This window comes from Pseudomonas sp. P7779 (assembly GCF_013386315.1).
GTDB lineage: Bacteria > Pseudomonadota > Gammaproteobacteria > Pseudomonadales > Pseudomonadaceae > Aquipseudomonas.
Genome location: NZ_JACARZ010000027.1, coordinates 24,193 through 37,159, shown reverse-complemented (window position 1 = coordinate 37,159; position 12,967 = coordinate 24,193). Strand labels below are relative to the sequence as shown.

General features: G+C 58.9%; 12 protein-coding genes. 5 read left to right on the top strand and 7 right to left on the bottom strand.

Going from position 1 to position 12,967, the window contains the following annotated elements:
• Positions 1 to 148: 148 nt before the first annotated feature.
• The gene (hppD, locus tag HX869_RS10000; RefSeq protein ID WP_003212566.1) at positions 149 to 1,225 is read right to left on the bottom strand and encodes a 4-hydroxyphenylpyruvate dioxygenase; all 1,077 of its coding nucleotides are present in this window, start codon (positions 1,223 to 1,225) and stop codon (positions 149 to 151) included.
• 249 nt (positions 1,226 to 1,474) lie between these two features.
• Complete coding sequence (locus tag HX869_RS09995; protein ID WP_178903032.1) at positions 1,475 to 2,398, bottom strand: DMT family transporter; 924 nt, start codon at positions 2,396 to 2,398, stop codon at positions 1,475 to 1,477.
• A 77-nt stretch (positions 2,399 to 2,475) separates the two neighbouring features.
• Here HX869_RS09995 and HX869_RS09990 point away from each other — a divergent pair, with 77 nt between their 5' ends.
• The 3 genes from HX869_RS09990 to HX869_RS09980 all read left to right on the top strand — a co-directional run bounded on the left by HX869_RS09990 (position 2,476) and on the right by HX869_RS09980 (position 5,579).
• On the top strand, positions 2,476 to 3,348 hold the full coding sequence (locus tag HX869_RS09990; protein ID WP_178903031.1) for a LysR family transcriptional regulator: 873 nt from the start codon (positions 2,476 to 2,478) through the stop codon (positions 3,346 to 3,348).
• A gap of 124 nt (positions 3,349 to 3,472) precedes the next feature.
• Positions 3,473 to 5,017 carry an EAL domain-containing protein gene (locus HX869_RS09985; protein ID WP_178903030.1) on the top strand — a complete coding sequence of 515 codons (1,545 nt, stop codon included), beginning with the start codon at positions 3,473 to 3,475 and terminating at the stop codon, positions 5,015 to 5,017.
• A 196-nt stretch (positions 5,018 to 5,213) separates the two neighbouring features.
• A complete protein-coding gene (locus tag HX869_RS09980; RefSeq protein ID WP_003212570.1) occupies positions 5,214 to 5,579 on the top strand; it encodes a histone-like nucleoid-structuring protein, MvaT/MvaU family in 366 nt (121 codons plus the stop codon).
• A gap of 170 nt (positions 5,580 to 5,749) precedes the next feature.
• Here the strand turns inward: HX869_RS09980 and HX869_RS09975 are convergent, their stop codons facing one another.
• On the bottom strand, positions 5,750 to 6,286 hold the full coding sequence (locus tag HX869_RS09975) for a DUF4946 domain-containing protein (RefSeq protein WP_008432526.1): 537 nt from the start codon (positions 6,284 to 6,286) through the stop codon (positions 5,750 to 5,752).
• Positions 6,287 to 6,479: 193 nt separating this feature from the next.
• Between HX869_RS09975 and gloA the strand changes: the two genes are divergently transcribed.
• A complete protein-coding gene (gene gloA, locus HX869_RS09970) occupies positions 6,480 to 7,001 on the top strand; it encodes a lactoylglutathione lyase (RefSeq protein WP_178903029.1) in 522 nt (173 codons plus the stop codon).
• Positions 7,002 to 7,064: 63 nt separating this feature from the next.
• Here gloA and ahpF read toward each other — a convergent pair whose 3' ends face one another.
• The 3 genes from ahpF to HX869_RS09955 form a co-directional block, all read right to left on the bottom strand.
• Positions 7,065 to 8,630 carry an alkyl hydroperoxide reductase subunit F gene (gene ahpF / locus HX869_RS09965; protein ID WP_003212573.1) on the bottom strand — a complete coding sequence of 522 codons (1,566 nt, stop codon included), beginning with the start codon at positions 8,628 to 8,630 and terminating at the stop codon, positions 7,065 to 7,067.
• 127 nt (positions 8,631 to 8,757) lie between these two features.
• A complete protein-coding gene (ahpC, locus tag HX869_RS09960) occupies positions 8,758 to 9,321 on the bottom strand; it encodes an alkyl hydroperoxide reductase subunit C (RefSeq protein WP_003173835.1) in 564 nt (187 codons plus the stop codon).
• A 149-nt stretch (positions 9,322 to 9,470) separates the two neighbouring features.
• Entirely contained in the window at positions 9,471 to 10,397 is a 927-nt protein-coding gene (locus tag HX869_RS09955; RefSeq protein ID WP_102369017.1) for a site-specific integrase, read from the bottom strand.
• Between the two features lie 161 nt (positions 10,398 to 10,558).
• On the opposite strand from HX869_RS09955, the gene HX869_RS09950 reads away from it, so the two are divergent.
• Positions 10,559 to 11,566 carry a DNA-binding protein gene (locus HX869_RS09950; protein ID WP_178903028.1) on the top strand — a complete coding sequence of 336 codons (1,008 nt, stop codon included), beginning with the start codon at positions 10,559 to 10,561 and terminating at the stop codon, positions 11,564 to 11,566.
• On the opposite strand, the gene gorA is transcribed toward HX869_RS09950, so the two are convergent.
• Positions 11,567 to 12,925, bottom strand: coding sequence for a glutathione-disulfide reductase (gene gorA / locus HX869_RS09945; RefSeq protein WP_178903027.1), 1,359 nt, complete (start codon positions 12,923 to 12,925; stop codon positions 11,567 to 11,569).
• Positions 12,926 to 12,967: the final 42 nt, after the last annotated feature.

Sequence of the window (12,967 nt, the reverse complement as noted above, 5' to 3'; positions counted from 1 at the left end):
CAACTGGGCATATGACACTGAGTAACGCTGGCAGTGAATTCCGTTCCTGGCCGCTGGCAACCGCCTATGTCCCGATGTTTCTGCCTGGCAACAAAAAGCCCGGCCAGGTGCAATCCCGGTCGGGCTTTTTTGTGTATCGCCCAGGCGATCAGTCAGCGGTCAACACACCACGACGCACTTGGTCGCGCTCGATGGATTCGAACAGCGCCTTGAAGTTGCCTTCACCAAAGCCGTCGTCACCCTTACGCTGGATGAACTCGAAGAACACCGGGCCCATCAGGGTTTCCGAGAAGATCTGCAGCAGCAGGCGCTTGTCCCCCGCCACTGACGAGCCGTCCAGCAGGATGCCCCGTGCCTGCAGTTGATCCACCGGCTCGCCGTGGTTCGGCAGGCGGCCTTCGAGCATCTCATAATAGGTGTCTGGCGGCGCGGTCATGAAGCGCATGCCGATCTTCTTCAACGCATCCCAGGTCTTGACCAGGTCATCGGTGAGGAAGGCAACGTGCTGGATGCCCTCGCCGTTGAACTGCATCAGGAACTCTTCGATCTGCCCGGCACCCTTGGACGATTCTTCGTTCAGCGGGATGCGGATCATGCCGTCCGGGGCGCTCATGGCCTTGGAGGTCAGGCCGGTGTATTCGCCCTTGATGTCGAAATAGCGCGCCTCACGGAAATTGAACAGCTTCTCGTAGAAGTTCGCCCAGTAGGCCATGCGGCCGCGGTACACGTTGTGGGTCAAGTGGTCGATGACCTTGAGGCCCGCGCCCACCGGGTTGCGCTCGACACCTTCGAGGTACACGAAGTCGATGTCATAGATCGAGCTGCCTTCACCAAAGCGGTCGATCAGGTACAGCGGCGCGCCGCCAATGCCCTTGATCGCCGGCAGGTTCAGCTCCATCGGGCCGGTTTCGATATGGATAGGCTGGGCGCCCAGTTCCAGGGCCCGGTTGTAGGCCTGTTGCGAGTCCTTGACGCGAAACGCCATGCCGCACACCGACGGGCCGTGCTCGGCCGCAAAGTAGGAGGCGATGCTGTTGGGTTCGTTGTTGAGGATCAGGTTGATCTCGCCCTGCCGGTACAGGTGTACGTTCTTGGAACGGTGGGTCGCGACCTTGGTGAAGCCCATGATCTCGAAGATCGGCTCCAGGGTGCCCGGGGTTGGCGATGCGAATTCGATGAACTCAAAGCCCATCAGGCCCATTGGGTTTTCGTACAGGTCTGCCATTTTCGGTGCCTCATCATCATTCTTGTAATTAACAAATGTTTATTTGCGAGCAAGGATGAGGTCAGCGGGTGGCGCACAGGAGATACCCCGCACGCTGCGGGCGAGGAAGTCACCAAAGATGAGGGGGGACCCGAGTAGCTTCATGGTTACATCAGTCTCTGACGGGCGAGGCTTGCGTTAGCGCAAGTCCTTATTCTTGTATGCGTAAATCGATTCTACACAGCGTAAACAGATTTGTCCGTACTCTTATCAAATCCCCATTGCCCTGGCCCGCGCAAGGGGTTTGTTGCACAGATAGATGCCCAGCAGAATGACCGCCCCACCCAGCAGCATCGGCACGGTCAGTTGCTCGCCAAGCAGCAATGCGCCGCAGATCACTGCCGTCAGCGGATTGAGGGCGATAAATACACCCGCACGGGTGGCGCCGATGCGGCGCAGGCCATCGTAGTAGCCGATGTAGGCCAGTGCCGAGCCCAGCACGCCCAGGTACAGCAAACTCATCAGTTGGGGCAGATCAATCCGGCCCAATGCGGCCATCGTTAGTCGGCCCGTCACCAGCGTGGTGATCGTCAGCATCAGCGTGCCCAGCAGGATCGACCAGGTCACGGTTTGCAATGGCCCCAGGCGCTGGTTGAGACCCCGGGAAAACAGCGAGTACACGCCCCACCCCACCACGCAGCCGAAAATCAGCAAGTCGCCTACCCACGCATCTGCCGTGCCCTGCAGCAACTGCGGGTTGCGACTGACGATCACCAGCCCTGCGCCACCCAGGCACAGCGCGATCCCCACCAGCTTGAAGCAGCCCAGGCGTTCCTTGAACAGCAGCCACGAGGCCAGGCCAATCACTGCCGGGTTCAGCGCCACGATCAACGACGCCCGGGACGCATTGATGTAATGCAGGCCGTAGAAAAAACACAGGTTGTAGAAAAAGATCCCGAAAAAGCCCAGCACCATCAATTGCATCCATTGCGCGGTGGTCGGACGCACCAGGCGAATACGCGCGACGCCCAGGAAGGCCAGCAGCGCCAGGCTGGCCAGTGCAAAGCGCACGGTCGCCGCCAACAGTGGGTCCAGGCCTGCCGCCAGATAGCGCCCGGCAACGAAGGTGCCGCCCCAGATCATGGTCACGGCCGCCAGCTTCAGATATGTCAGACGGTCAGGGCTCGGGTTCATCAGATTTCTACTCACAAGACACGGGATTGGCTTATTGTTTGGCTAATCCCCGATCATCGTAAAATGAGTAAATACTCATGACCCTTACCCAACTGGAAATCTTTTCCCTGGTGGCCGAACTGCAAGGTTTCACCAGCGCCGCCAATCGCCTGGGCATCAGCCAATCGGCGGTGTCCCATGCGATCAAATCCCTGGAGCAGGAACTGGGTGTGGAGTTGATCCGACGTCATCAGTCCCAGGTCGAACTCAGCGATATCGGCCAACAACTGCTGTCGCGCGCCCGGGCCATGCTCGGGTTGGCCAACACGCTGCAACAGGAAGCCGCCGATGCCCGCGGGATGAAGCGCGGCACGCTGCGCATCGGCTCGTTCGGGCCGACCTCATCGATTCGCTTGTTGCCCGCGATCCTGCAGCATTTTCGCGAGCAGCATCCGGGCATCGAGGTGCATGTCGACGAAGGCCCCGATCGCCAGGTGACGCAGTGGCTGGAAGAGCGGCGCGTCGACGTTGGGTTTGTGGTGCTGCCTGAAGAGCGCTTCGATACGTTCCCGTTGATTGAGGACCAACTGGTCGCGCTGCTGCCCTTGGGGCATCACTTGGGCCCGCAGCCAAGTGTCAGCCTGAAAGCGCTGTGTGGTGAACCTTTTATCCTGACCCAGGCCGGTTCGGCCGAACTGGTCTCAAGGCTGTTCGTCGGTGCAGGGTTGCAGCCGGATGTGCGTTACCGCTGCTCACAGCTGCTCAGCACCCTGGACACCGTGCGCCGGGGCGACGGCGTGACCATTGTCGCCGAGTTGTCGCTGCCTGAATCCACGCAGGCGGATTACCTGATCAAACCGCTCAAGCCTGCCGTCAAACGCCAGGTGGGGCTGGCGGTACTGGACCGTCGGCAGTCCTCCCCGGCAACCCTGGCATTTATTCAACTGGCCACACGGTTGAAGCTTTATTGAACATGCACAGACGCCTGCCGCCATCTATCATGGCCAATACCAATACGCTTTGTTGGAAGGCCACCGAGGTTGTCCCGACCGCATTTGAGCGTCCTATTGCCCTCTCCCGCTACAGGCTGCGCAAATGCCACTGACCGTCAAAGGCCCCCGAAAGGCCTCCACTCGCCATCTGATCACCCTGCTCAGTGGCGCGCTGCCCATTTTGCTGGGTGTGCTTATCCTGTATTGGCAAGCCGGGCGCACCCTCGAGCACAGCACCGCGCAAACCGCCCAGGAGGCCGTGCGCCAGTTTGACCTGATGCTCGACAACACCGCCCTCGCCGCCCAGGACCTGCTGCCACTGGCCGGCCATGAATGTGATAACCCGACTCAACTGAAGCTGCGGGAACAGGTCACCCGCCGGCCGTTCGTGCGCGCCACCACCTTATCCTGGCAGCGCAACATCTATTGCAGCTCGTTGTTTGGTGGCAACTACCAGTCACCGGTCAACCCTGAGGACTACGTCGGCGGTCGTCTCTGGCTGATGAAAGGCAACCCGGTGACACCCGACACCGCATTGCTTGTTTATCGCCTCACCGAGGGAGACCGGGGGGCCTTTGCCTCCATCGATGGCTACCACCTGACAAACGCCTTGCGCCTGATCAGCCGATATACCGACCTGGTGTTGCAGGTGGGGCCTAACTGGCTGGCGGCGGATGGCAAGGTGCACAGCACAACGCTGCCGACATTTTCCGTCGCGCATCATCATCTCGACTCCACACGGTATACCTACAGCGTGGAAGCCGGGATGCCGGAGGGTGAAACCTGGCGCTACATGCAGGCGCGGTATCCTGCACTGTTCGTTCTGGTGGTGTTTTTCGGCGTGCTGGCAGGCATCCTCGCCCACTGGCTGCAAAAGCGCTCATCGGCACCGACCCTGGAACTGCAACGGGCCCTGGGCGCCAATGAATTTGTGCCCTATTACCAGCCAGTGGTGCGTGGCGACAACATCCGGCAGTGGGCCGGCTGTGAAGTGCTGATGCGCTGGAATCATCCCAGGGAAGGCCTGGTGCGCCCGGACCTGTTCATTCCCCTGGCCGAACATTCGGGCCTGATCGTACCGATGACCCGCGCCCTGATGCGCCAGACCGCCGCACAGTTGGCGCCCCACACCGCGCAGTTTGCCGACAATTTTCACGTGGGCATCAACATTACCGCTCGCCATTGTCACGACCTGGAGCTGGTGGAAGACTGCCGGGACTTCCTCGCTGCCTTCCCGCCGGGCAAGGTGATCCTGGTCCTGGAGTTGACCGAGCGCGAGTTGATCGAACCCACGGATATCACCCGCCAGCTGTTCCAGGCGCTGCATGAAATGGGGGTAATGATCGCGATCGACGACTTTGGCACCGGCCACTCCAGCCTCGGTTATTTGCGCAACTTCAATGTCGATTACTTGAAGATAGATCAAAGCTTCGTGGCAATGATCGGTGTTGATGCACTCTCGCGGCATATACTCGACAGCATTATTGAACTGTCTGCCAAGCTGGACCTGGGCATCGTTGCCGAAGGCGTCGAAACACAAGAACAATGCGACTATCTGGCGGCCCAAGGCGTTGATTTCTTGCAAGGCTACCTGTTTGGCAAGCCTGTACCTTGCGACGAGTTCATTAGATTCCTGAACAGCCATTGAATAGCCAGCCACTTCAACGGAAATATTGTTATTTATACAAAAGACATGATTTACTCATGACTGATTAACTACTACAATTTTTCCTGCCTGTGCTGAATTGGCAGGAAGGCCACTTTCATTGAGTCGCCTTAAGGCTCTTGGCTTATCGCTTTGTTTGCAGTAGATATCAGCCAAATACACTATTGGAGTATAGATTTTGTCCAGACTCGCCGAATTTCGCGCAGCAGAAAAAGCCCTTCAAGAGCAGCTTGCCCAGCTGGAATCCCTGAAGAACGATGCTGGTTTGAAGAAAGAAATCGAATTCGAAGAAAAGCTGCAAGGGCTGATGAAGACCTACGGCAAAAGCCTGCGCGACATCATCTCCATCCTGGATCCTAACCCGGGCAAGTCCGGCGCTTCCGTCGCTGCCGCACCCAAACAGCGCCGTGCCCGCGTCGTCAAGGTTTACCACAACCCGCACACGGGTGAACTGATCGAAACCAAGGGCGGCAACCATCGCGGCCTGAAGGCGTGGAAAGAACAGTACGGCGCAGCCACAGTAGACTCCTGGCTTCGCGGCTAATGCTTTGCGGCTAGTACAAACGCACTAAGAAAAGCCCTGCACATGCAGGGCTTTTTTGTTTACAGGCATCGATAGTGAAACAAATCAGGACGCTGGCACTTTCAAAAACGAACTTTAAAAAACATTTCACTTTGTTCAAATCGACTTATTTGTCGCGATGCCTACAACGCTCAAAGTTTAAGGCTGTCACGCACCGAACTGACTTCATCCTTGCTTGATTCGTAAGCGTCGGCCTGGCCTGCGTATGAAAAAACATAGGCCTTATCGGTATCGACAGCCCCCACCAACGTTTGCGACAGCACATGCCGACCGTTCTCGGTGATTACACAGGTAGTTTCCAATGCCTCAAGCCGGCTCAATGTTGTGGGGTGCATCTTGGTGCACACACTTTGATAACCACCCTGGGCAAAGTCCTTCTGGATGGATTTGCGCATTTCCAGCAGCACACCTTGCAGGTTGACCGTATGCCCCGCTTCGATTGGCGTGCCCGTCAACTCCATGACCATCAAGGTCGCGCCATTCTCATCATTCTTTATGGCCCGCTGGCGGGACACCGCCGACGGTTGTGCCGGGGCCTGGTCGTCGGGCGCCACTTCCTCTACCTGCCAGCCGCTGGGCCAATGAATTTCCGGGTCAGCCGCCCATGCAGCGGTGCTGCCCAGCAACAGGCCCAGGGTACTCAACAACGGTGCGCGAAATCCGGTCATTACGAAAAACACTCAAGGTTCAAGCGACAAAGTTTGGGCCCCTGCACCCGCTGGCCGCAAGGGTTGCGTGACCTTTTTCATTTGGCGCAACCGGCAGGGCTGCGTATCATGGACCGGCTGCACGGATGCCAGCCGCAAGCCAAGGGATGCTCCAACCGGAGCCACGTTTGCCCCATTTTTCTCTGGAGGGCCCATGAGCCTGCACGAACTGAACACTTTCCCGGGCGTCACCGCCCAGCCTGACGCCGCCACCACGAACTTCGTATTCAACCACACCATGCTGCGGGTCAAGGACATCACCAAGTCGCTGGATTTCTACACCCGCGTACTGGGTTTTTCCCTGGTTGAAAAACGTGACTTCCCGGAAGCCGAATTCAGCCTGTACTTCCTGGCCCTGGTCGACAAGGCCCAGATCCCGGCCGACGCTGCCGCCCGCACCCAGTGGATGAAGTCGATCCCGGGCATCCTCGAACTGACCCACAACCACGGCACCGAAAACGACGCGGACTTTGCCTACCACAACGGCAACACCGACCCGCGTGGCTTTGGCCATATCTGCATCTCGGTGCCGGACATCGTTGCTGCCTGCGCGCGCTTTGAAAAACTGGGCTGCGACTTCCAGAAGCGCCTGAGTGACGGCCGCATGAAAAGCCTGGCCTTCGTGAAAGACCCGGATGCGTACTGGGTTGAAATCATTCAGCCAACGCCGCTGTAAGGTTCCGCCGGCAATAAAAAACCCCATGATCACTCATGGGGTTTTTCATTTCCGGGCCGGAATTTATGCCGGGGCGGAAGTGCGGATCAGGTGATCGAAAGCACTCAGGGAAGCCTTGGCGCCCTCGCCTACTGCAATCACGATCTGCTTGTACGGCACAGTCGTTACGTCGCCGGCGGCAAAAACGCCTGGCAGCGAAGTCTCACCACGTGCATCGACGATGATCTCGCCACGTGGAGTCAACTCCACAGTGCCTTTGAGCCAGTCGGTGTTGGGCAGCAAACCGATCTGTACAAAGATGCCTTCCAGGTCGATAGTCTTGAATTCGCCACTGTCGCGATCCTTGTAGGCCAGGCCGGTAACTTTCTGGCCATCCCCCTTGACCTCACTGGTCAGCGCGCTGGTAATCACGTCAACGTTCGGCAGGCTGTACAGCTTGCGCTGCAACACGGCGTCGGCGCGCAACTTGCTGTCAAACTCAAGCAAGGTCACGTGGCTGACGATACCGGCCAGGTCGATGGCTGCTTCAACGCCGGAGTTACCGCCGCCGATCACCGCCACGCGCTTGCCCTTGAACAGCGGGCCGTCGCAGTGCGGGCAGAAGCACACGCCCTTGGCCTTGTATTCCTGCTCGCCCGGTACACCCATTTCACGCCAGCGGGCACCGGTGGCCAGGATCACGGTCTTGGACTTGAGGGTCGCACCGCTTTCGAAACGGATTTCGTGCAGTTCACCGTTGTTTTTCGCCGGGATCAGCGCAGTAGCACGCTGCAGGTTCATGATGTCCACGTCGTACTGACGCACGTGGGCCTCCAGGGCGCTGGCGAGTTTCGGCCCTTCGGTTTCCTGCACCGAGATAAAGTTCTCGATCGACATGGTGTCCAGCACCTGCCCGCCGAAGCGCTCGGCTGCAACACCGGTACGGATGCCTTTACGTGCAGCGTAGATAGCCGCTGCCGAACCCGCTGGGCCACCGCCGACGACAAGTACGTCGAACGCATCTTTGGCGCTGATTTTCTCGGCGGCTTTTTCGATACCGCTGGTGTCGAGCTTGGCGAGGATTTCTTCCAGGCCCATGCGGCCCTGGCCGAAGTTCACACCATTCAAGTAAACGCTGGGCACGGCCATGATCTGACGATCATCGACTTCAGCCTGGAACAGCGCACCGTCGATGGCGACGTGGCGGATGTTCGGGTTCAATACTGCCATCAGGTTCAGCGCCTGGACCACGTCCGGGCAGTTCTGGCACGACAGCGAGAAGTAAGTCTCGAAGCTGAACTCGCCTTTAAGGGCGCGAATCTGTTCAATCACTTCGACACTGGCCTTCGAGGGGTGGCCGCCGACTTGCAGCAGCGCCAACACCAGCGAAGTGAATTCATGGCCCATTGGGATGCCGGCAAAACGCAGGCTGATATCGGCACCCGGGCGGTTGATGGAGAACGATGGCTTGCGCGCATCATTGCCATCGCTTTTCAGGGTAATCAGCGTCGAAAGGCTGGCTACATCCTGCAAGAGGGCAAGCATTTCCTGGGATTTCGCACCGTCATCGAGGGAGGCGACGATCTCGATCGGCTGGGTGACCCGTTCCAGGTATGACTTCAACTGAGCTTTAAGATTGGCGTCCAACATACGGGCGATTTCCTATTAATTCGGTTTATTGCAGACAAAAAAACGCCCGAGCGAATCTCGCCCGGGCGTTTCTAGGGCGGATGCAGCTTACTTAGGTGCGGTAACCCGCCCTTGGCATTTCACAGACTTAGATCTTGCCGACCAGGTCCAGGGACGGAGCCAGGGTGGCCTCGCCTTCTTTCCACTTGGCTGGGCAGACTTCGCCCGGGTGAGCAGCAACGTACTGGGCCGCCTTGATTTTGCGCAGCAGCTCGGAAGCGTCACGGCCAACGCCGCCATCGTTCAGTTCAACGATTTTGATCTGGCCTTCAGGGTTGATCACGAAGGTGCCACGGTCTGCCAGGCCAGCTTCTTCGATCAGCACGTCGAAGTTGCGGGAGATGGTCAGGGTCGGGTCGCCGATCATGGTGTACTGGATTTTGCCAATGGCTGGCGAGGTGTTGTGCCAGGCAGCGTGGGCAAAGTGGGTGTCGGTGGAAACGCTGTAGATTTCGACGCCCAGTTTCTGGAATTCGGCGTAGTTGTCAGCCAGGTCTTCCAGTTCGGTTGGGCAGACGAAGGTGAAGTCGGCTGGGTAGAAGAAGACGACAGACCATTTGCCTTTCAGGTCAGCATCAGTCACGTCTACGAAGTTGCCGTTTTTGTAGGCGGTAGCTTTGAACGGTTTTACTTGGCTGTTGATGATAGGCATCGTTGACTCTCCGTCAGGTTTGTAGAAGGGCTTAGTAAGTTGATGAGGTGAATCCTACCCACTCTCCCGGCCGATGGCTCATTGGCAAACCTGATGCTGACGATTGGTTTTCACTATCAAGAGACTGTATTAATAGAAGAAACCTTGAATCACTCGAGGGATGCCCGGGTCATGCCGAGAAAGGGCGTCGCTTCAACATAGCGCATGGCCGATTTCATGTCTTTCCAGCCGACGTAAGTCATCAACGACTTCAAGTCCCAGCCACTGCGATGAGCCCAGGTAGCGAAGCCCCGGCGCAGGGAGTGGCTGGTGTACTGATCGGCCGCAATCCCGGCGCGCTCCAGCGCCTGGCGCAACAGCGGGATCACGCTGTTGGCGTGCAAGCCCTCCTCGCCCAGGTTGCCCCAGCGATCAATGCCGCGAAACACCGGGCCGCGCACCAGCGCTGAAGCGCTGAGCCATTCGCTATAGGCTTGCACCGGGCACAGCCGCAACAGCGCCGGCGTCTGGTACGTGCGGCCGATATTTTCCCGATCGCTTTTGCTGCGCGGTAGATACAGGGTGATGCCCGAACCGGGCACCGCCTGCACGTGCTCGATATTCAGCCGGCATAACTCATCACTGCGAAAGCCACGCCAGAAACCCAGCAGGATCAACGCTGCGTCACGCTTGGCCCGCAGCCATCGGGGATGGTCTTCTGCGCCTCGGGCGTCGTGGCCTTCCTGTTCGAGGAACTGGATGACCTGCTCCAGGTGCTGCAGCTGTAATGGCTCCGCCTGTTTTTCCTGAGCCGGGTGCAGGGCGCGAATGCCTTTCAGGACTTTGCGCACCACTGGCGCCTTGGTCGGATCAGGAAACCCCTGGCTGGTGTGCCACTGGGCCAGCGCCGATAAACGCAGCTTCAACGTGTTGACCGACAGCACGCCCGCATGCGCCACCAGATAGCGCGCCACGCTGTCGCTGGTCGCCGGCAGGAATCCACCCCAATTCACCTCGAAATGCTCGATTGCCGCTCGATAGCTGCGGCGGGTGTTATCGCGGGTGGCCGCATTCAGATAACGGTCCAGCTCACTCATGCCCGTACTGCCATTGGCTGTTGTCCATTTCCAAACCTGTATCACACGGGATAATACGCCAATATCCCATCTGATAAATCATCAATTTCGGCTTTAAAACAATCGTGATATAGTACGTATATACATACTACGTACCACAGTACCAAATCGACGGAGACTCCATGGCTCGCGGCGGCATCAATAAAGCAGTAGTTCAAACGGCACGCCTGGCGATCCTTGCCCGTGGCGAAAACCCGAGCATCGATGCAGTACGCATCGAGATGGGCAATACCGGCTCGAAAACCACGATTCATCGCTATCTGAAGGAGCTGGACGAAAGCGAAACCCGCCAGACCATCACCGAAGCGCCCATCGACGACGAACTGGGTGAACTGGTGGCGCGACTGGCCCAGCGCCTGAAGGAGAAGGCCCAGGAGCCTATCGACCTGGCCCTGGCGCAGTTCCAGCAACAGAAAACCGCCCTGCTCGCCCAGGTTGAGGAGCTGGAAGCGGCCCACTCCCAGCTCAAGCAGCAGTTCGATATCCAGTCCGCCGCCCTGGCCGATGAAAGCGCGGCCTTGCAAAGCACTCGCTCCAGCCTGCAAACCGAGCAAACCCGCAACGCCGGGCTGAGCCAGGCGTGCAGCGATTACGAGTTGCGGATCAACGACAAGGACGAGCAGATTCGCTCACTGGAAGAGAAGCACCTGCATGCCCGGGACGCCCTGGAGCATTACCGCAATGCGATCAAGGACCAGCGTGAGCAGGAACAGCGTCGCCATGAAGGCCAGTTGCAGCAGGTCCAGGCAGAGCTGCGCCAGGCCCAGCAGAGCGCGATGGTGCGCCAGGATGAAATCACTCAGTTGCACCGCGATAACGAGCGCCTGCTGATCGAGTATCGGGTGACCGTGAAGGAATTGAGCGCACTGCAGGAACAGGCTCGCCAGGACCGTGAACAGCAGCGTCAATTGAGCGAGCAAGTGAGTGTGATCGACAGCGAGCGTACCCTGTTGCAGGAGCGCTTGCGGGTTGCCCAACTGGAGAATCAGGCGCGCCAGGAAGCGCTGGCCGAGCATCAGAAGGCCAACAAAACCCTGGAACTGGACCTGGTCAAGGCCCAGGCCAGTATTGATGCGCTGCGCCTGGCAGCCGTCGTTGCGACGGTGCCGGAAGCAACTACCGAGGGCTGATTACTGCGCCACTGGCGTGCGCATGGTGACGAACTCTTCCGCCGCCGTTGGGTGCACGCCGATGGTTTCATCAAAATGCTGCTTGGTCGCGCCCGCCTTGAGCGCGATCGCCAGGCCCTGCACGATCTCGCCAGCGTCGGGGCCGACCATGTGGCAACCCAGGACCTGGTCGGTCTCGGCGTCGACCACCAGCTTCATCAAGGTCTTTTCCTGGCAGTCGGTCAGGGTCAGTTTCATCGGCCGGAAGCGGCTTTCGAACACCTGCACCTTGTGCCCGTCTTCACGGGCCTGCTCTTCGCTGAGGCCCACGGTGCCGATATTCGGCAGGCTGAACACCGCCGTCGGGATCATCGCGTAGTCCACCGGACGATATTGCTCAGGCTTGAACAAGCGACGTGCCACGGCCATGCCTTCAGCCAGGGCCACTGGCGTCAGTTGCACGCGGCCGATCACATCACCAATCGCCAGGATCGACGGTTCGGCGGTCTGGTACAGCTCATCCACTTCGACAAAGCCGCGCTTGTCCAACTTGACGCCAGTGTTTTCCAGCCCCAGGTTATCGAGCATCGGACGTCGGCCAGTGGCGTAGAACACGCAATCGGCTTCCAGCACGCGGCCATCTTTCAAGGTGGCCTTGAGGCTGCCATCGGCCTGTTTGTCGATACGCTCGATGTCGGCGTTGAACTGCAGGTCCAGGCCGCGCTTGGTCAGCTCTTCCTTCAAGTGCGTGCGCACCGAGCCGTCAAAACCGCGCAGGAACAGGTCGCCGCGATACAGCAGCGAAGTCTGTGCGCCCAGGCCATGGAAAATCCCGGCGAACTCGACGGCGATATAGCCACCGCCGACTACCAGCACACGCTTGGGCAGCTCCTTGAGGAAAAACGCCTCATTGGAGCCAATGGCGTGCTCGCGCCCCGGGATGTCCGGGATCTGCGGCCAGCCACCGGTGGCTACCAGAATGTGTTTGGCGGTAAAACGCTCGCCGTTGATTTCTACCTGGTGCGGGTCCACCAGCCGCGCATGCCCTTCGTGCAGGGTTACGCCGCTGTTGACCAGCAGGTTGCGGTAGATGCCATTGAGGCGGTTGATTTCACGATCCTTGTTGGCGATCAGGGTCGCCCAATCGAAATTCGCTTCACCCAGGGACCAGCCAAAACCGCTGGCCTGCTCGAAGTCTTCGGCGAAATGCGCGCCGTATACCAACAGTTTCTTCGGCACGCAGCCCACATTCACGCAGGTACCGCCCAGGTAGCGGCTTTCAGCCACCGCCACTTTGGCGCCAAAACCCGCAGCGAATCGTGCAGCGCGCACACCGCCGGAACCGGCACCAATTACATAAAGGTCAAAATCGTAGGCCATTTCACTCTCCTCGGCAGGACAACAGCATACCTGCTGCCGCGC